This is a genomic window from Clostridium neuense (assembly GCF_045310695.1).
Classification (GTDB): Bacteria; Bacillota; Clostridia; order Clostridiales; family Clostridiaceae; genus Clostridium_S; species Clostridium_S neuense.
This window is the reverse complement of record NZ_JBJIAA010000003.1, coordinates 179239-200402: the sequence shown is the minus strand read 5'-3', so window position 1 is coordinate 200402 and position 21164 is coordinate 179239. Positions and strand designations below refer to the sequence as shown.

General features: G+C 30.1%; 16 protein-coding genes and 1 tRNA gene. 2 read left to right on the top strand and 15 right to left on the bottom strand.

The genetic code is table 11. The features are described from left to right. Positions 1–62: 62 nt before the first annotated feature. From ACJDT4_RS04735 to ACJDT4_RS04690, 10 genes are all read right to left on the bottom strand, one after another. Positions 63–1424, bottom strand: coding sequence for a glycoside-pentoside-hexuronide (GPH):cation symporter (locus ACJDT4_RS04735; RefSeq protein WP_406786386.1), 1362 nt, complete (start codon positions 1422–1424; stop codon positions 63–65). An 84-nt stretch (positions 1425–1508) separates the two neighbouring features. Beyond that, on the bottom strand, positions 1509–2513 hold the full coding sequence (locus ACJDT4_RS04730) for a LacI family DNA-binding transcriptional regulator (RefSeq protein WP_406786385.1): 1005 nt from the start codon (positions 2511–2513) through the stop codon (positions 1509–1511). A gap of 81 nt (positions 2514–2594) precedes the next feature. Continuing rightward, complete coding sequence (uxaC, locus tag ACJDT4_RS04725; protein ID WP_406786384.1) at positions 2595–4001, bottom strand: glucuronate isomerase; 1407 nt, start codon at positions 3999–4001, stop codon at positions 2595–2597. A 218-nt stretch (positions 4002–4219) separates the two neighbouring features. After that, on the bottom strand, positions 4220–5926 hold the full coding sequence (locus ACJDT4_RS04720) for a methyl-accepting chemotaxis protein (RefSeq protein ID WP_406786383.1): 1707 nt from the start codon (positions 5924–5926) through the stop codon (positions 4220–4222). A gap of 293 nt (positions 5927–6219) precedes the next feature. Beyond that, positions 6220–7245, bottom strand: a complete 1026-nt coding sequence (locus tag ACJDT4_RS04715) for a branched-chain amino acid aminotransferase (protein ID WP_406786382.1) — start codon at positions 7243–7245, stop codon at positions 6220–6222. A 295-nt stretch (positions 7246–7540) separates the two neighbouring features. Continuing rightward, positions 7541–9565, bottom strand: a complete 2025-nt coding sequence (locus ACJDT4_RS04710) for an FAD-dependent oxidoreductase (protein ID WP_406786381.1) — start codon at positions 9563–9565, stop codon at positions 7541–7543. A 284-nt stretch (positions 9566–9849) separates the two neighbouring features. Continuing rightward, positions 9850–9931 (bottom strand) — tRNA-Leu (locus tag ACJDT4_RS04705). 136 nt (positions 9932–10067) lie between these two features. Beyond that, on the bottom strand, positions 10068–12353 hold the full coding sequence (locus ACJDT4_RS04700; protein WP_406786380.1) for a transglutaminase domain-containing protein: 2286 nt from the start codon (positions 12351–12353) through the stop codon (positions 10068–10070). 4 nt (positions 12354–12357) lie between these two features. After that, positions 12358–13497 (bottom strand): DUF58 domain-containing protein, encoded by a 1140-nt coding sequence (locus tag ACJDT4_RS04695; protein WP_406786379.1) that lies wholly within the window; start codon positions 13495–13497, stop codon positions 12358–12360. Next, positions 13497–14441 carry an AAA family ATPase gene (locus ACJDT4_RS04690; protein ID WP_406786378.1) on the bottom strand — a complete coding sequence of 315 codons (945 nt, stop codon included), beginning with the start codon at positions 14439–14441 and terminating at the stop codon, positions 13497–13499. The genes ACJDT4_RS04695 and ACJDT4_RS04690 overlap by 1 nt, the downstream gene beginning before the upstream one ends. 203 nt (positions 14442–14644) lie before the next feature. On the opposite strand from ACJDT4_RS04690, the gene ACJDT4_RS04685 reads away from it, so the two are divergent. Then, positions 14645–15676: a M42 family metallopeptidase gene (locus ACJDT4_RS04685; RefSeq protein WP_406786377.1), complete on the top strand. Its 1032-nt coding sequence runs from the start codon at positions 14645–14647 to the stop codon at positions 15674–15676. A 658-nt stretch (positions 15677–16334) separates the two neighbouring features. Here ACJDT4_RS04685 and ACJDT4_RS04680 read toward each other — a convergent pair. The 3 genes from ACJDT4_RS04680 to ACJDT4_RS04670 are packed head-to-tail and all read right to left on the bottom strand — an operon-like array spanning position 16335 to position 18355. Beyond that, the gene (locus ACJDT4_RS04680) at positions 16335–17306 is read right to left on the bottom strand and encodes an FAD:protein FMN transferase (RefSeq protein ID WP_406786376.1); all 972 of its coding nucleotides are present in this window, start codon (positions 17304–17306) and stop codon (positions 16335–16337) included. Further along, the gene (locus ACJDT4_RS04675; RefSeq protein ID WP_406786375.1) at positions 17303–17704 is read right to left on the bottom strand and encodes an FMN-binding protein; all 402 of its coding nucleotides are present in this window, start codon (positions 17702–17704) and stop codon (positions 17303–17305) included. Before ACJDT4_RS04675 ends, ACJDT4_RS04680 begins: the two co-directional genes overlap by 4 nt. Positions 17705–17710: 6 nt before the next feature. Continuing rightward, positions 17711–18355, bottom strand: a complete 645-nt coding sequence (locus ACJDT4_RS04670; protein WP_406786374.1) for a TetR/AcrR family transcriptional regulator — start codon at positions 18353–18355, stop codon at positions 17711–17713. Between the two features lie 356 nt (positions 18356–18711). Between ACJDT4_RS04670 and ACJDT4_RS04665 the strand changes: the two genes are divergently transcribed. Further along, the gene (locus tag ACJDT4_RS04665) at positions 18712–19164 is read left to right on the top strand and encodes a GNAT family N-acetyltransferase (protein WP_406786373.1); all 453 of its coding nucleotides are present in this window, start codon (positions 18712–18714) and stop codon (positions 19162–19164) included. A gap of 86 nt (positions 19165–19250) precedes the next feature. Here ACJDT4_RS04665 and nth read toward each other — a convergent pair whose 3' ends face one another. Both nth and ACJDT4_RS04655 read right to left on the bottom strand, forming a co-directional pair. Then, positions 19251–19883, bottom strand: coding sequence for an endonuclease III (gene nth, locus ACJDT4_RS04660; RefSeq protein ID WP_406786372.1), 633 nt, complete (start codon positions 19881–19883; stop codon positions 19251–19253). A gap of 313 nt (positions 19884–20196) precedes the next feature. Continuing rightward, entirely contained in the window at positions 20197–20919 is a 723-nt protein-coding gene (locus ACJDT4_RS04655) for a lysophospholipid acyltransferase family protein (RefSeq protein WP_406786371.1), read from the bottom strand. Positions 20920–21164: the final 245 nt, after the last annotated feature.

Genomic DNA, 21164 nt, shown 5'->3' with positions numbered 1-21164 from the left:
AATTATTATATCACGTTTTTGCACACGTGAACATAACGTTGCTAAAACATATTGCCTACTTGTTAACCTCTTATATTTCTTGAATGCAATTCAGTAATAACCTTAGCAAATTTATTATCTGAAAGATTATATACAAAACCTATCATAACTGCTGCCATACAGGCTGCACAGGCAGGATACAATAACAATAATCCTTTTATTCCAAGTAAGGTGCTTGAACTTTGATGAGCATTTGCAACATAACCTACTAAATTCAAACCAAATCCAGCTATACTTCCTGCTATAGCTTGAGCAATTTTTCTTGACAAATTAAATACCGAGTAAGTAATTCCTTCTCTTCTTTCACCATTTTTCCACTCACCATAATCAATTGTATCTGAAACAAATGCCCATGTAACACCATTTATTATGCTAAGCCCCATGAAAGAAATTGTTGCAAGCACTATGAATACAGGAAAATGTGTTCCTGGAATAAAAAAGTTTACCGCATCTGAAATAGCACTTACTAAAAATGCCATAACAGCTGTCTTTTTCTTCCCAAACAATTTAACTAACTTAGGAAGAAAAGAAACTCCTATTACAGAACAACCTATTGTAAAGAAATTAACATATGCAACTAAATTCGTATTACCCAAATTATACTTGCAATAATATACAACTATTTGAGTTTTTATATTATATGCTGATATTGAAAATAAAGTCATAAGAATTAAAGCGAGCAGTGCTCTATTATGAAATATGGCATTTATAATGGTATGGGCTGTAATTTTTTCTTCTTTTTTAGGATCATGAACAACAACTTCTGTTGTATTTTTATAAGTAGCATAAAATGATATTACACCAATAACCCCCATAATTGCAGTAACAAATGCATATGCAGCTCTGCCCTTACCAAATAAAGTTACAAGTGGCATAAAAATTACTCCTGTTATTAATAATGCTCCTGATGAGCCTATTTGCCTAAATGTAGACAAAGATGTTCTATCCTGCGTATCCTGAGTAATAACAGAACCAAGTGATCCATATGGAACATTAGTAAACGAATACATCACTCCCCATAACATATAAGTTACATACGCAAAAACTAGTTTTGATCCGGCCGTATTACCAGGATTAGTAAACGTTATAACTGTCATTATTGCTAATAATATACTTGATACAAACATTGTAGATTTAAACTTTCCATTTTTGCTTGGCTTTTTTGAATCGATTACAGTACCAGCTATTGGATCCATAATAGCATCAAACAACTTCGTTACGAGAAATATACTTCCAGCCGCTGCTGATGCTATTCCAACAACATCGGTATAAAACTGAAGAAGATATGCTTGACCCAAATCAAACATAAAACCATTTCCAAAATCACCGAGACCATAAGATATTTTTTCTTTTAACGTTAATTTCTTATTTTCACTATTACTCATATACATATACTCCTTTATATTAAAGTATTATTTAAAATTCACACGTTAACATTTCTTTTAAAAAGATAATATAGTTATTTTAAATTATATTATCTTTTTTACTGAATCTCTTATTATCAATTTAGTACTAATATACAGCTTTTCATTTATAGTTTTATCCGGCTCTTCAATTATTCCAAGCAGCTTTTCACATCCAACAGAAGCAATCTTGCGGGATGGCTTTCTTACAGTAGTAAGTGCTGGAGAAACATAATCACAAAATGCACTATCATCAAATCCAACTAAAGAAATATCATCTGGGACCCTTAATCCGTGTTTTTGTATTGCTCTAATAGCTCCAACAGCCATATCATCATTGGAGCAAAATACTGCCGTTGGTATCTTCTTAAGTTCCAAAAGCTTCTGCATCGCCTTAAATCCGCTTTCTATATCATATTCTCCTCTTACCATGTATTCATTATTGATTTTTATCTTATTGTTTATAAGCGCATTAATGTATCCTTCACGTCTAAATACGCTTGATTTAAAGTTTTCTTTTCCTTCAATTATAGCAATGTCTTTATGCCCATTTTTAATCAAGTAATCAGTTGCTTCATAAGCTCCTTCTTTTTCCGATGAAAGTATATTTATAACATTATCAATCTCAATCTTCCTATTAAGTACAACTATTGGAATGTCTTTGCCTATAATGTCATATATAAATATGTTATCACTTTCACTTTGGCTTACTAATATAATTCCATCAAATCTATCCTTTGATACGTAGTTTAAACTTTTACAATCATCCATTCCTTTTATAACTAAATTATACTTTTTGTCTATTGCACTATTTACTCCATCTATTATTTCATGAAAAAAGTTAGGCGATGTACCTCTACTAATTGTAGAAAAAAACACTCCTATATTGTAAGATTTATTTAAAACCAAGCTTTTAGCATTATAATTTGGAACATAATTAAGCTGATTTGCTATTTCAAGTATTCTTTTCTTTGTCTTTTCTTTTATAAAGGGGCTATCATTTAGTGCCCTTGAAACAGTTGTATGTGAAACATTGGCTAGTTTTGCTATGTCTTTTATAGTAACGCTCATATTTACCTCATACCTTTCAAGTAACAAACTTCATATATTCATATAATATCATACATAGCTCCATATAAACTACTAATTTAATTATATATCCATCCCAAAGTAATTTTTTGCATTGTTATAGCATATATTTTCTACTATTTTGCCAAGTAATTCTTCATCATTAGGAACTTCTCCTGCCTCAACCATGTTTCCAATAAACTGACATAGTATTCTTCTAAAATATTCATGTCTTGTATATGATAAGAAGCTTCTTGAATCAGTAAGCATTCCTATAAAACTAGAAAACAATCCAAGGTTGGCCAAAGCCTTCATTTGTTCAAGCATTCCATCTTTATTATCGTTAAACCACCATGCAGCTCCAAACTGAATTTTTCCTAAAGCTCCACTTCCTTGGAAACATCCCATAAGTGATCCAATTACATAATTATCATTAGGATTTAAGCTATATATTATTGTTTTAGGAAGAGACTTTTCTTTTTCCAAAGAATTAAGTAATTTTGAAAGTGGTACTGCAACCTTGCTGTCATTAACAGAATCGAAGCCAGTATCTGGTCCTATTTTTTCAAACATCCTGCTGTTATTATCCCTATATGCATTCATATGAAATTCCATTGCCCAACCGCGTTTCGCATAATTTTTTGCTAAGAACTTCAAAGTATATGTTCTATATTTGGTTTCATCTTCAAAACTTACTTTTTCACCTTGCAAAGATTTTTTAAATATTTTTTCAACTTCTTCTTTAGAAGCTTCCATATATGGAACATAGTCTAAAGCGTGATCCGAAACTCGTCCTCCAACAGAATGGAAGAAATCAATTCTACTTTCCATAGCTTCTAAAAATGCATCATAACTGTCTACTTTTTTATTTGAAACTTGTCCTAGCTTAGCAGCCCATTCAGCAAAGCCATTCTTATTAATTCCAAGTGCCTTATCTGGTCTAAATGCTGGGAGCACTTTTACGTTAAAAGTCTTATCCTCTTTAAGCTTCAAATGATATTCCAGCGAATCCGTCGGATCATCTGTTGTACAAATTACTTTAACATTAGATTTTTTTATAATTTCTCTAACAGTAAGTCCCTCTTCCTGCAGTACTTTATTTGCCTTGTCCCATATAGTTTTTGCATTTTTTTCATTTACAACATCATAAATCCCAAAATACCTCTGAAGCTCTAAGTGTGTCCAATGATATAATGGGTTTCCTATAGCTGTTTCAAGTGATTTTACATAGGCCAAGAACTTTTCATAATCTGTTGAACCCCCAGTGATGTACTTTTCATCAACTCCAAAACTTCTCATAAGTCTCCATTTATAATGATCACCATAAAGCCAAGCCTCTGTTATGTTTTTAAATTTTTTATTTTCACATATTTCTTTAGGACTTATGTGGCAGTGGTAATCTATTATAGGCATTTTCTCAGCATAGTTATGAAATAGTTTCTTTGACATTTCAGTGTTTAATAAAAATTCTTCATCCATAAAATTTTTCATAAAATATCCCTCTTTCCAAAACATGTTTGTTAACGTTAACAGATACTTATGTTTCTATTATAAACTTTTTATATTATTTATCAATAGTTTTTTGTTTACGTGAACATTATTTTATATAGCAAAACTGCTGAGAGTTATACTGTTTTTAATTGTTTGAGCTTAAGTTTCACAGTGGTTTACCTATGTATTTAATGATAATATAAACTTTACCCTCTTAATTATAATTTAAATTTTCCTATTGCCTTCACCATATTATTAGTTTTGCTCTTTAATAATTTAGATGATTTTTCAACACTATCCGAAGATGACCTCATTTCTTCTGTAGATGCTGCAATTTCCTCCGATGCTGCTGAATTTTGCTCTGCCAATCTTGATGATTTTTCAATTGAAATCAAAATATCATTCTTATCAGTATTAATTTTACCTACAGCAGTGCTTATATTGTTTATTTGTGGGAAAATATTTCTAATTGAAGTTACTATTGTCTTAAACAAATCCATTGTATCATATATAGTCTCAACTTGTTCTTTAAGTTTACTACTTGCATCATCCGTTGTATTTGTTACCTTTAACGCTTCACTATTAATAGCGCTTAACTTATTAGTTATGCTTTCAGAAGATTTTTTAGACTGCTCTGATAAATTTCTTATTTCTTCTGCCACAACTGCAAAACCTTTGCCAGCTTCACCTGCTCTAGCTGCTTCAATAGCCGCATTTAATGCCAATAAATTTGTCTGTTCTGACACATCATTAATTACATTTATCATACTTGATATCTCATTTATACCTTCAACTAACTTGGATATTTTCTCACTTACTGCTAAAAACAATTCATTTATATCATCTGCAGCTTTTGCAAGTTCTGATATCCTTGAATTTCCATCCTGAGACATACTCGTTATATCTTTAGCTTTATTATCAACCTCTTTAATTTCTGCTGCAGTCTCTTCTAATGCTTGTCCAAAAGATTCCATAGTCTTATTTATAAAAATAAGCTCCTCCGCCTGTTCTGTAGTTTCCTCAGTAACAGTTTGAATAGCATAAGAAGATTGTGTTACCGATGAATTCATCTCTCCAGATATAGCTTCCAAATTTCCAGCTTCTTTCTCAACCTCTGAACATTCCTTCTTAACTATACTTAATATCTGTGAAATTGCCTCTGCAGTTTTATCAAGTGAGTTGTGCATAACACCAAATTCATTTGTAAGTAAAGTGTTCTTTTGCACCTTTAAATTTCCTTTAGATATAGTTTTTAGTTTGTTATCAAACTCTTTAATAGAATTCTTTATAAGTATAACCACTGCTATTGATATACCACTTATCAAAATTATTGATATTAAAAAAATCACAGTAAAAACCACATTAGTCTCTTCATGTAAAGCTTTTTCAATACTCGCTTTCCTATCAGCCTGACTTTTCTCATAGTTTAGCATAGCCTCTGTCTTCTTTTGAAGTTCTGTTCCATATGCACCCATCTCTACATTTGTTATTTGGGGATCTGGTACAATACCATCTTTTCTTTGAGCTATTATATTAGGTATATAAGAATAATAACTTACAAATGAACTTTTTGCTTTGTTAGCTAAATTCAATTCTTCCTTATCATTTTTGGATATGGATATACTTTTATTTATATTTTTCATTATATCTTTATTCAGCTCAATCATTTGCTCTTCATTTTTTTCGTCGAATTTTCTATCTATTATCTTCGTCAAAGTATTTCTTAAAACTCCCATATCTGCATTGACATCGCCCCAACTTTTAAGCTTAGGAATTGTATCTGAATTAATATTATTTGTTATTTTATACATTCTAGCTGTATTAATAAAAGCAACTACACCAAAAGTTACCATTGCTACTAAAGATATTAACCATACAATAATAATACTCCTCGTAATTTTTAAATTTTTAAAATTAATCTTCATAATCTCCTCCTAGATTAAAGACAAACCACTTTGAAACTCAAAACTTATTTATACCAAAACGTCAGCTTCTGAGCACTATGGTGCATATATAGTTTACAGTTTAGCTAGTTTCACTATATAAAATATTTATATATAATTCTTGAACATATTACCACATTTTTAATCTACACACAAATAATCAAATTATATGAACTGGCTTTACACTCTATTATGTGATAAAAACAGACACAGGACTATTATAAAAGGACTTTCAACAATTAAGCTGAAAGTCCTTTTACTCTAATATAAATAATTTATTTAATTACTTTTATCCATCCATCAGGTGCTTTAATGCTTCCCATCTGAATTCCTGTTAATGTATCACGTAACTTTGTAATAACAGGTCCCATTTCTGTCATACCGCTTGGGAAGCAAATTTCTTTGCCGTGATCTACAATCTTTCCTACTGGTGAAATAACAGCTGCTGTTCCACAAAGTCCACACTCTGCAAAATCTTTTACTTCATCAAAATAAACAGTTCTTTCTTCTACTTCTAAGCCAAGATAGTCCTTTGCAACTGTTAATAAAGAACGACGTGTAATTGAAGGAAGAATAGTACTTGATTTTGGTGTAACAACCTTATTGTCCTTTGTTACAAATAAGAAGTTAGCTCCTCCAGTTTCTTCTACCTTTGTTCTAGTTGCTGCATCCAAATACATATTTTCATCGAATCCTTCTGCATGTGCAGTAACAATTGCATGAAGGCTCATTGCATAGTTAAGTCCAGCTTTGATATGTCCGGTACCATGTGGTGCAGCACGGTCAAAATCACAAACACGTAAAGTTAAAGGCTTAACTCCTCCTTTAAAATATGGTCCAACTGGTGTTCCAAATACTCTGAACTGATATTCATCTGCTGGCTTAACGCCAATAACTGGTCCTGTTGCAAACATATATGGGCGAACATAAAAAGTAGCTCCGCTTCCATATGGAGGTACCCATGCTGCATTTGCTTCTATAGTCTTTGCTATAGCTTCTACAAACTTTTCTTTTGGGAAAACTGGCATTTCTAGTCTCCTACAAGAATCTTCCATACGTTCTCCGTTTAAATCAGGACGGAATGTAACAATATGACCATCCTCAGTTGTGTATGCCTTCATACCTTCAAAGCATGACTGAGAATATTGAAGTACACCTGCACATTCGCTAATTACAACAGCTGCATCCGAAACTAATACACCCTCGTCCCATTTACCATCTTTATAGTTAGCAACAAATCTTTTATCTGTTGGCATGTATCCAAAGCCAAGATTTGCCCAATCTATATTTTTCTTTTCCATACTCCTACATCTCCTTATATATATTAATTATGTTCCATTGATTCTTCGTGTTATTAATAGCTAACTGTTAATATAACTCTTCTAATCAAATGAAGCATGTTTACAATTATTAGCGTATTTAAAATTTAATTACTTTACATTACATACTATCATATATGATTTCTAAAATAAATATTAAATTGATATTTTTTTATAAAATGTTAATTTAGTGCGCCATTTATTAAACAATAGTAAAATGTAATTGTTTTTCATTAAAACAATTACATTTTAGCCTGCATTGACCCCATAAAAATCATTACATTTTATAAGCTAAATCGTAAGCTTCTTTAATAACCGTCAGCAAATTGCCAACCTTACTAGCATCACCAATTATATGGACTTTATTATTTGTAATAGTTTCATTGTCGAATGGTACATAAGAATCATATCCAACAGAAAGAATAACAGAATCGGCTGGTATAAACTTATCGCCTTCTTGCGTTTTTACTAATACTCCATTATCCTTAATTTCAGACAAAGCTGTAGAGGTAAAAACATCAACCTTATAGTAACGAATAATTTCACGCAGCATATTAGAATTAGCCGAGCTTAATCCCATAATTTTTAAAATATCATCCTGCATTTCAACTATGCTTGCCTTTTTCCCCTTTAGTGACAGATCATATGCAATCTCGCAGCCTGTAAGCCCACCACCAATTATAACTACGTTGTCGCCAACCTGCTTTTTACCAAGTAGGTATTCTACTGCTTCTATTGTATTATCTCCATCAAACCCTGTAATAGGAAGCTTTTTAGGAATAGATCCTGTAGCAACTACAATTTCATCTGCATTAAGTGTGCCAAGCATTTCTTTTGTAATTTCAGTATTCAACTTGATTGTAACGCCAAGATCACTAAGCTGCTTAATATACCACTTTATAAGTTCTTTGTCTTTTTTCTTAAAGTCTGGAGCTGCAGCAGCTATAAACACTCCACCTAATTTATCGCTCTTTTCATAAAGTGTTACATCATGTCCACGCATTTTACATAAACGAGCAACCTCCATGCCTCCAATTCCACCGCCAATTACAGCTACTTTCTTTTTAATAGCTGCAGGTTTAAGTGCCATCTCCTCTTCATGCAAAGTTACTGGATTAAGTGCACAGTTTCCCATTTTCCCTGAAAAACCGCATGGAAGACCTTTAAAATGACTAAATGCGAAGCAGCCATTGTGACAAGCTATACAAGGGCGAATATCTTCTAATCTTCCTTCACGGACCTTGTCACACCACTGAGGATCTGCAAGCAGCTGTCTCGCTATCCCAATACCGTCAATCATTCCACTCTCAACAGCATGCTCTGCAATATCTGGATCATTCATGCGCCCTGCACAAACCACTGGAATATTTACAAACTGCTTTATATAAGAAACCTCTGGCAAATTACATGCTGATGGCATATAAACAGGTGGATGTGCCCAGTACCAAGCATCGTAAGAACCATTATCTGCATTAAGCATATCAGCACCAGCCACTTCAAGCAGTCTAGCAGCTGCTGGGCTTTCCTCCATACTTCTGCCAAACTCCACATAATCTTCTCCTGGTAATGCCCCCTTATTAAAACCACGCATTTTACTCGTTACACTGTAGCGAACAGATATTGGATAATCGCTGCCACACGCAGCCTTAATTGCCTTAATAATATCAGTAACAAAACGGAAGCGGTTTTCAAGTGAGCCACCATATTCATCTGTACGATTATTAGTGTTTGAAATTGCAAACTGGTCAAGAAGATACCCTTCGTGAATTGCATGAATTTCAATACCATCTATACCTGCCCTTTTACACAAAACAGCAGCTTTTGCATATGCATCAACAGTTTCTTTAATTTCTTCCTTAGTCATTCCTCTATGCTTAATTGATGGATTCCAAACATTAGGCATTCCATCAGATGCTGCAATAGGAGCACTATTAGAATCGTTTCCAGGCATGTTTGGAAAAATTAGCTGTGAACGTCCAAACCCTGCACCAAGTTGTAAAAAGAATTTAGAACCATAAGCATGTAGTTCATCCATAAGACTTTTAACAGGTCCCATAAAAATATCCTCTTTCTCATATAGATATCCATCACCCATCATATTTTTTACACCTGTTACGCCTGGAATAATAAGTCCAACATTTGCTTTTGCACGCTCTAAATAATATTTGCGTATTCCATCATTAAAGAGGCCATTCATACCGAAAGGGCTTGTACCCCCCATGGCACACAAAACAATTCTGTTTTTAATTGTTACATTTCCTATTTTCATAGGCTTAAATAATGCTTCATATTTATTTTTCATATAAATCCCTCGTATTCTAATTATTTACTTTATAAATTTAGCTTATCACAACTAAAAATGGAGTGCAATAGTAATAGCATAGTCCTTATTACTCCACTTAATTGATCTGCTTTTATAGCTGTTAATCCTTTATAATACTGCATTGTTACTGAACATACGCTTCTTGTCTTGCAATTTATTATTGAAAAACAAAAACACACTAGAATAATCATAAAATAATGAAAAATCTAGTGTGTTTTTTGTTATTAATAATTAATAAAAATCTCGTAAACCATTTATTTCTATGGTGCGGATAACAGGATTTGAACCTGCACGATTTCTCACTAGAACCTGAATCTAGCGCGTCTGCCGTTCCGCCATATCCGCAAGATACAAAAATTATTATACCACCCACGTTTAAAATATTCAACCTAGAAACTCAAAATTAAAAATGCTGCAGTTGTATAAATAATAATGAAGTATGCTTTTTCCCAAAAGCATACTTCATTATTATTTAAGCACATCACCATAAATACCTAAAAAAATAGTACCTTATTACTCCCTGTTTTTTTCTTATCGCTGCTTCAAATCTATCATAAAAACTTCTTTTATCAAATTTTTCTTCATTATCTCCTCCATAATACTCACTATAAACCTTAGCTGCAAGACATTTAATAATAGCTCTAACTTCAGCATCCTCTATATTTTCTGCAAATTCAATCTCTCCAATATTAAGAGGTTTATATATACCTATACTTTTAAGTCTCTTTAAACAAAGGCTATAAAGCTTAAGTATATTTTTATATTTTATAGCTTGCTCTTGAGAAAACTTTTTGTAGGCAACCCTTAGTAACAAAATCAAAATAAGCAAACTAATTACTGATTCAAGATTATAGTTTATCTTTTTTTCACCTGAAGCACTTTTTTTCACGGTTGTACTTTTCTTTTTAGTGCTACTATAAGAACTTTTATTAGTATTTTTTATACCTTGTTTGCTTCCTTCATTTAAATTTTGATTAATTTTTTGACTAGTTGAAGCATGAGCATTCTTATTATATTCACTATCGTTTTCATAAAGATATTGTGCTGCTGATGGAGTTGCATCTGCAATATACCACATATTAAGCTCTGGATTAATCAGCACTTCTGTCCAAGCATGAGCATCTGCATTTGTAACAACATAATTTCCATCAGAATTTTTTCTATTTATCATTTTAACGCCTTCTGCATATCTTGCTGGCACGTTAGCAATTTTACACATAACTGTCATAGCAGTAGCAAAGTAAACACAATATCCTTTTTTTTCATTAAACAAAAAATTATATAATAAATTTCTATCTATATTTTTAACTTCAAGAGAATACGTATAATTATTTTTTAAATACTGTTCAATTCTATAAGCTTTTTCTGCATCAGATTTAGATCCTTTTACTATTTTATTTACAAGCTTTATTATTCTGCCATCAATATTATTGTATCCCCCGATAAATTGTTCATTATATTTTTTATAGTCCTTATATTCGCTATTAGTAAAGGTGGTTTTTCCTTTATCATCCTTGAATAGCTTACCTGCTCCATCACCATCACTGTACGCTTTATCCAAAGTTACATCTTCTCCATAATCATAGTAAGATATATTATAACCCCCTGTATTATCATCCTTAAATATAGAATTTTGAGGGCTTAAAAATGTATCTACATTATTTACATCATAAATCAAATAAGGATGAAATAACATGCTTTTATCATAATTTATTTCAATATCTGACTTACTTATATTTAAGCTTTTTAAACTAGAATACAATTTTTTTTCAAGATAATACTTATCTTCCTTTACATATCTATCATCATATATAAATTGTTTCTTTGGTATTTTAACTAGTTTATTATAATCATTATCCCATGTATTATTATCATCATCATACTTATTTTTAGAAGATGCTTTCAAATAAATTGGTCTTTTAGCTTTTACTTCAAACTGAGGAGTATTATCAACATCAAGGCTTCCACCTATTTTTTCCTTACTAGCCTCAGTGATGCTATCTATTCCAGAAAACTTGTGATTTATATTAGATGAACTAGTAAATTGTCCATCATCAAAATCATTTAACTTTGTATATATCAAATCAGAATATACACCTGAATGCTGACTAGATATCCTACTAATTAATTCATAAGAAAAGCCCGCTGCAAGTAAACTAATAATAATGAAAGACACAAAACTATTTATCCTTTCTTTTCTTCTTCCCTTATAATTTTTAAAAGCCCTATAGTATCCATCAAACATAAAAGAAAAAATTCCAATACAACAGTATATATATGCATACTTTATCAAAATATTTTCATAGTGCCAAAACCAAAGTACTATCATTAAGATAATATTAACAATAACGTCTATAAAATTTCTTCCTTTAAGTGCACAATGAGTATATAAAAATCCCACAATTGGAACTATTATAATCATATATGGAACTACTAAATGTATACTTATAGTTTCAAGGTTATAATATAAATAAATAAATTGTTCTGGTATTTCATTAAATAATTTACTTAAGGTGTCTCCATAAATAAAAAAGTCTGCCCCAATAAAAAGCATTACTATAAAGCATATAAGCAAAATTACAGTTAAAAGCAAACCTTTTTTTAGAAAAAACTTTTTCAAAAGAATATAGACTATAAAACCCGAAGCAAATAGAAGCGTTGAATATACTAAATATTCATTAGTACTACCTATTTTAAAACAAAGCTTTAACATAATAAGTATAAATATTAGATTAACATATGATATTAAAATTTGAACTGCTTTCACATTTTCACCCGTTTCTAACAAGCTTGGACATAGAAAAGCATTTAATTTTCAATGCATCCAAATACTTGCCATCAGATTTTTTTTCAAAATTTTCTTTAAAGTAAAACACACTACATTCAGTTCCATTCCTTTTTAATTGGATAATCTTATCAATTACACTTTCATTCATTTCAAATACAATAATACAAAAGAAATCTTTTTTAGATAAACTTTTAATTGCTGCTATACTATCAAATAGCTTTTGTCTTGCAACACAACTATTATCAACTAAATATTCCATAATATCATCAAATGAAGCCTTACCATTAGAAAAAATTATTTTTTCTATATCATTAGCAAAATGAACCTCAAATTCAATATGATCATCCATTATATAATTTAATATTGATACAACATATTCTATATAACTTTCTTCAATATCCTTTCCCTTATTCAGTATTTCTTCATTCATATCTACAAAAATTTTCATTTTTCCTTTGTCAAAGTTTTCATAATTCTTTACATATAACTGTCCTGTTTTTGATGTTGCTTTCCAATGTATTTTTTTATAACTATCATTATAGTTATATTTTCTTATATCCTTTACATTTAAATAGTCATTTTCAATTAAATATTTGTTTACGCTTTTCCTAAAAATATAATTCAATTTATTTATTTCCTGTTCTTTTATACTCCATACTCTAGGATAAACTCTTATTATTGGATTGTTCTTTAACCTCTTATATTTTGTAAATATAAACATAATATCTTTTACTTCCAGTCTAAATTTGCTAAAATCATATACACCTCTGTATTGAAAAACAATTTTGTTTTTAATTTTTTTTGTTTCACTAAAATTCATATGAAGTACTTTGTGTATTAATTTATCTCTACTTATATAACTTACGCCTACATATGGAATGAAGAAGTAGAGACTATTTTTTAACTTTAAATAAAACTCATACTTATAGGAAGTGTTATAATTAACCTGATTAAACTCTAATTCCATATTCAATCCAAAATAAAAAAATATTAATGAAATCAAACCTATAACCAAACATAAAATCACACAATAAAATGCCAAATTTAAAATAATTTCTCCTTCTATAAAATATAAAAAAGAAATAATTATTGCAAAAGCTATATATAGCTTATTTACTTTCATTACTTAAAAATCCTTGGTACATATGTTGAATTTATTATGTCTTCTATAATATTTTTGGGAGTTAAATTATTGATATTAGCATTATAAGATAATTTTATTCTATGACAAAGAACCATATAAACATTTTTTCTTATATCTTCTGGTATGACATAATCTCTTCCATCCATAAATGCGGACGCTTGAGCTATTCTTAGGATTGCTAGAGCTCCCCTCGTACTTACTCCCAAGCTTACATTTTCATTGTTCCTTGTTTTCTCAACTATATCTAAAATATAAGATATAAGTTCATCCTTTATATTCACCTTTTTAACCATTTCCTGAAGATAAATTATATCATTTTTAGATGCCATAGGTCTAAGCTCTTCAATTGGCTTACTTTCTTTGTATAATTTTAATATTTTCATCTCATGCTCCTTTACTGGATATCCTATATTTACTTTTATTACAAATCTGTCTAACTGTGCCTCTGGCAATTCAAAGGTTCCATCCTGTTCTATTGGATTTTCAGTAGCCAATACACAAAAGGGTTCTTCTATATCATAGGTTACATTGCCATCAGAAACTTGTCCCTCTTCCATTGCCTGAAGTAAAGCCGATTGAGTTTTGGGGGAAGTTCTATTTATCTCATCTGCCAGAAGAATATTACAAAATACAGGTCCCTTTTTAAATTCAAATTCCATATTCTTTTGGTTATATATTGAAACTCCTGTCACATCTGATGGCATTATATCTGGTGTAAATTGTATTCTCTTGTAGCTCAAGTCAAAAGATTTTACAATCGCCTTTACAATAGTAGTCTTTCCAACTCCAGGCACGTCCTCTATCAAAACATTTCCACCCGCAATTATACCCATGAGTATATTTCTTATTTCATTGTCTTTTCCTACAACTGCTTTTTTACAATTCTCCATGATACTATCTATTAATTTATTTTTATTGTCCATATAAACACCTTTAATCCTAATATTTTGTTTAAGAATAATAACAAATTAATACTAACAAACTGTATTTTAAGTATCAATTTTGTTATTTTTTATAATATATCTACATTTTAAAATTATAGCATAAAAACAAGTAACTAAATATGTATTTAATTTGAAAATTATTTTTATATTATGTTAAAATAATTATAAGGAGCTGATATAAAATGTATAATCTTGATAAATTAAAATACTATCTAAAAAATATACTTGAAATTGCAAGTCCAACTGGATACACAGAAAATTTAATTGATTATGTAAGTGAAGAATTACATATTATTGACATAAGCTTTGATACTACAAATAAAGGTGCATTAATAATAACCTTACCTGGAGAAAACACTGAATATGAGAGGACTATTTCAGCTCATATTGATACTTTGGGAGCAATGGTAAAAGAAATAAAAGAAAAAGGAACTTTAGCTATCACTCCACTTGGAGGATACATGATGAGTTCCATTGAGGGTGAAAACTGCACAATAGAAACTATTGATGGCAAAAGTTTCTCTGGAACAATTCAAACAATAGAACCTTCTGTTCATATATACGATGATCCTAAAGCTTTAAAAAGAGAACCTAAAAATATGGAAGTTGTTATAGATGAAAAGATTTCATCTAAGGAAGATGTTTTAAAACTAGGAATTGATGTTGGAGATTTTATATGCCTTGATTCAAGAACGCGTTTTACTGAAAGTGGATTTGTAAAAAGCAGGCATCTTGATGACAAGGCAAGTGCAGCAATATTACTATATGCAATAAAATACATAAAAGAAAATAATATAACTTTACCTTACACTACTAATTTTTATTTTAGTAATTATGAAGAAGTAGGTCACGGTGCATCCTATATTCCACCTAATACAAAAGAATTTCTTTCAGTAGATATGGGTGCTCCTGGAACAGGACAGAATTCTTCTGAATACAGTGTGTGCATATGTGCTAAGGATTCGTCCGGTCCTTATGATTACTCTTTTAGAAAAAAGCTTGTTGAACTTTGCCGTTCTAACGATATATCTTATAAAATAGACACTTATCCCCACTATGGTTCTGATGCTTCTGCAGCTCTACGTGCAGGATGGGATATAAAAACAGCGCTTATTGGAACTGGAGTTTTTGCTTCTCATGGATATGAAAGAACTCATATGGATGGAATAGAAGCAACTTTAGACTTACTCCTTAAATATTGTGAAGCTAAGTAACAATGCTTCGTCACATTAAAAGAATCCTATAAATCTAAGGTGGCTATTTTAAAATAGTGCTTGCTTTGAGTTCAAGAAGGATAATGGGCAAGCCCAAGCCTCATGTATGTTTATACTCGCTTAAAAAATGCTCAAACAGATTGAAATATCTAAGTATTTTACAATTTTTTCACCAAGATTTATTAGGATTTTTTTAAACTGTTCCTTCAGCATTGTTACTTCTCTCCCACAGTAGTGCAAGGAAAAAATTCCTCCGTACCTACGGAATTTTAGGCATGAATTTTTGTAACCAATTAAATTCTTTTATTATATTAATTTAAAAAAGTATAGTAAATTATATGGAATATTAGCATGAGAACAAAGAATATTGACAAGACTATGTGTGTATATCTTAAATATCTTTTATTTATGTTTTTTAAATATTTCATCATTAATCCCGAAATGTCTAGACAAATAAAAATTAATAGAGCAGCTTTTCCAAAAGTTAAATCCAATGTAAATAAACTATTGTGAGCATGAATAATTGCAAACACAGTTCCAATTAAAGCAAAATAGCAATGAAATTTAAGAAATTTTATTTTCATTCTTTTAAGTACAAAATAACTTATACTTAAAATTGCAAATATAAAAGCAATTATGCCTAATAAATGATTCATATTCATAATACATCCTCACTGCAATACTCAAACCCACTATCTTCTATTAAATAAAAGTCTTGTCTCATATTGCTTGTTATTTTCACCTTTTTATCTTTTGTTATGAATATAGCCTTTGCACCATAATTTTTTATAAACTGCATTCCTTCTTTATCACCAAGCACAAATGCAGCTGTAGATAGTGCATCTCCTTCCATGGAATTTTGGGAAATGACAGTAACGCTCATCAAATTAGAATCTGCCGGATATCCTGTTCTTGGATCAATTATATGATGATACTTTACACCCTTGTCCTCAAAATACCTAACATAATTTCCGGATGTAACCACGGACTTATTGCTCACATTAACAACGCCAATTATGTCACCCCTACTTTTAAAAGGTTCTTGTACACCTATACTCCAATTACTATTATCAGGCTTTTCTCCAAAAACCATAACATTTCCACCCAAATTTATAAAAGCAGCTCTAATATTATTTTGTTTGTAGATTTTAATTGCTATATCTGCTGCATAACCTTTAGCAATTCCTCCTAAATCTATTTGCATATTTTCCTTATAAAATTTAACTGTATTTTCACTTTCATCTAGAATTAAATTATTATAATTAACAAGAGAAAGTGTTTCTTTTATTTCTTTTTCAAGTGGTACTCTCTCATGTTTTGTAAAAACACCCCATAGTTCTATGACAGGTGCTAATGATATATCAAAAGCCCCCTGGCTTATTTCAGAAAAATATTTAGCTTTTTTTATTATTTTAAATACATCTCTACTAAGTTTAACTTTTTTTTGAAATCCACAATTATTAAGTATTCCAATTTCACTTGAAGCTTTATAAAAGTTCATTGAAGCTTCAAGTCTTTTCATTTCATTTTCAACTTTCTTTATAGTTTTTCTTGCATTAGATCCGTACACTCTCTGAATTATATTTGTTCCCATGCAAAAAATTTCACTTTCAAGGTATTCACTGCTCATGCCTTTTCACCGTTTTGTAATGCACTTTCAATAGCTCTCAAAATAACCTTACTGCTATTTGTTGCACCGGTTACAGTATCTACTTTAATGCTTTGAGCTTTTATAACTTTTCCTAAAATAGTTTCGGCTTTTTTACCTCTTTCGTTTTTATGCTCAAGAAGCTTTATAGACATAATTTTATTATCTTTAACCTGCACCTTGACTACCGCTTTTATGTAACCGACATCACAAGAACCTGTATACTTACCATCTTTAACTTTTTCTAAATCCACATTCTTAATACTAATGTTTTTAACTTCTTTTTTATACTCATTTACAGAAACAAGATACTTTACACCAAAACCAATACAAACTACAATTAAAACACATATTGATATTATAAAAATTTTTTTCATCATATAAAATCAATCCTTCCGTATTGAATTTAAAATTATTTCGAATCCATTTTCAAGCACATCTAGTGATGTTCTGTCATATACTTTATTTATATATTCTTCTTTTTTATCTATAAGGTTAGCAAAACCTAAGACGCATGACCAAAGTGTAAGTGAAATATCCAATGAATCAAATTTTTCTGTTATTTCACCTTTTTTTATACCATTTTCTATACTTTCCTTTAGAGTATTAAATGTATATTCTCCTTCTTTATCACATTCCTTATACAATTCCTCACTTACATTACTGGAATAATATTTATTTTCATAATCTACAATAGCCTTAAAATATCCCTTGTACTCAACACTAAATTTAATGAATGCTTTTCCTAAAGTTTTTATATTATAAATCTCACTATCACTTTTTGCTTCTTCTAACATGCTCCTACTTATAGAATTAAGTATCTTATATCCCCTAAGCATTATTTCATAATATATATCCTCCTTACTTTTAAAGTATGAATATACTGTTTTTTTAGTAAATTCAGCTTCCAGTGCAATATCATCCATAGTTGAATTTTCAAATCCTTTTTTAAAAAATATCCTTTCTGCCGCATCCAATATGTCTGATTTTCTATTTAGTCTTTCCCTAGCTTTACGATTATTTATTTGCATAATTCCCTCCACATAATTATACTTTAAGTATACAAACTATACTCTAAGTATACCTTATGGTTTTGCAAAGTCAATATTAAAAATTATTAATTAACATATTTTTTATATTTTAAATTAAGCTCTTATATAGTGAAACTATTGAAATTCATGTGCACCATAATGCCAAGAGGACAGATTTTGATACAAATAAGTTTCAAGGTAGTTTATCTAAAAAAAACAATGTTGAAAGTTGATTACTACCTGTAAAATTGAGTATAATAATATACTTTATTATACAAACTATAGGAATATAGAGACCGTAGGAATATAATAATAATAAGAAATACTAACTAACCTGCCTTAAAGGAGAAAATATAATGGATAAAAATTATATCTATATAGAAAAAGCTCAAAAAGAAGAATACGATGCCCTACGAAATATTTTTTTTAAATCAAGACAAGAAAATTTCAATTGGATGGAATATGATAACATAAAATTAGACGATTTTGATAGTAGTACAAAAGGAGAATTAATATTAACAGCAAAAATAAGCAATAAGATTGCAGGGTTCATTTCAATTTGGGAAGAAGACAAATTTATTCACAATTTATTTGTTTCGTCAAATTTTCAAAGGTGTGGAGTAGGGAAAGCATTGATAAGTGAAGCTGTAAAAGCAGTTGGATTACCATTAACATTGAAATGCGTAAAGTTAAATGAAAATGCCTTAAATTTTTATTTATCTCAAGGCTGGACAATCGAAGAAGAAGTTAAAGAAAAGGAACCTTATTATTTAATGAAATATGATGTTATAAATGCATTAGAAAAATAATCATAACCATTAGTTGTATTAAAACATAATTTTGAAAATATAATTTAAGGGACCTTTTAATAGGTCCCCTTAAATTATATAATATATCAATGCTGTTCTTTAAAAAATTCACATACCACATTTACCGGACATTCACTACATTTTGGATTCCTTGCCTTACAAATCTTTCTACCATGCCATATTAGACAGTGATGCATTTTAATCCAATTTTCTTTTTCTATGTTTTCCATAAGCTTATTTTCAACTTCTTGAACATTTTTTCCCTTAGCTATTCCAATTCTATTAGAAACTCTAAAAACATGAGTATCAACTGCAAATGCAGGTGTTCCAAATGCATTTGCCATAACAACATTAGCTGTTTTTCTGCCAACTCCAGAAAGACTAGTTAATTCTTCTAATGTCTTTGGAACTATACCATGAAACTTTTCTACAATACTTTTAGATGCTTCAAGTATATTTTTACTTTTATTTTTATAAAGTCCACAAGTCTTTATAATATCTTGAAGCTTTGCTTCATCCAAGGTTATCATTTTTTCAGGAGTATTATATTTCTTAAAAAGTTCTTTTGTCACAATATTGACTCTTTCATCCGTACATTGTGCACTTAATATGGTTGCTATAAGAAGCTCATAAGGACTATTAAAATGCAGTGCACATTCAGCTTCTGGATATGTTTCTTCAAGTATATCTACAACTTTTTCAACATCTTCTTTTAGCACTGTTACCACCCCTCATATTATATGGATACACGAAATCTTTGAAGTTCTTTTAATAATATTTTATCAAAGTAATCTTTATATATTAAGAGTAAAGATTACAGTAAAGGATGAATTTTCTCCGCTATCGCTGCGAAAAATCTAAAACTTAATGCTCACGCAATAATATCATAAATATCACTCAGCGCAGCTGAACTTATATTTTTTAAGATTTACCTAAACAAAGCAAAAGGTAAATCTACCTTAACTGTACTCTCTACTCTTCATAAAATTTAATGCCATCTAAAAATCCTTGCTAATCTAAAGTTTGTATGAATTACATACCTTTCTTGCTATAGACTCCTCTGTATTTCTCGGGCAATAATTCGGCAATCCTATACATTGCTTCATCAACAACTCTTTTTTCATAGTCTTTTCTATTCTCATCTTGGTACTTCTTATCCAAATAAAAAGCTTTTCCAATTTTCACTTCTACATCTGCATGTTGAAAGTCTTCTTTATACATATTGCCTTCCTTGTTTATTGGTAGAAGCTTTTCACTTCCATGGATACCTATTGGTACTATTATTGCCTTACTTAGTTTTGCAATTAAAGCAAGACCCTTTGTTGCTTCTATCATGGCCCCAGTTCTACTTCTAGTTCCTTCTGGAAAAATCAATATGTTATGATTGCTTTTCAAAATCTTTATTATTTTTGATAGTCCTTCCTTATCCGCTGTATTGGGTTTAATCGGTGTAGTTTTAACACAATATGTACCTAGTTGTGTTATAGCATCGTGTTTAAGTTTAACACCTGCAACAAAAGTCACATCAAAATCATCAGATACGTTTAAAATTTTATTTAATACAAGTCCATCAGAATTACTTAAATGATTGCATATAAATATTATTGGCTTTTGTACTTTTTTTAATTCATCTATACCTTGAACACTTATATTTGCATATTTATTTAAATATGAGTTCAAAATTTTTTTACCTATATAACCGGCAAAAGATGCTGGAAATATTTCTATTATTCTAGCTAGCTTAGGAGAAAGCACATTAATTCCACCTTTCAAAACTTTGTAATATAAAATATGCTAAATATAACCTTATTATAGTTGAAAAAAAGTCAAAAGTCTAATTGTTTATAATCAGTACCTTGTAAGTAAAGTATTTTACATATTAAAATAAGGCTTGGGAAAAAGCCCAAACCCCATATCTACTTTGGTTTTGTTCTTGAGTATCTGCCTCTAATTAAAGAGCAATTCATTATGGTTATAGAACCACATGGGCTGCCGCCCAA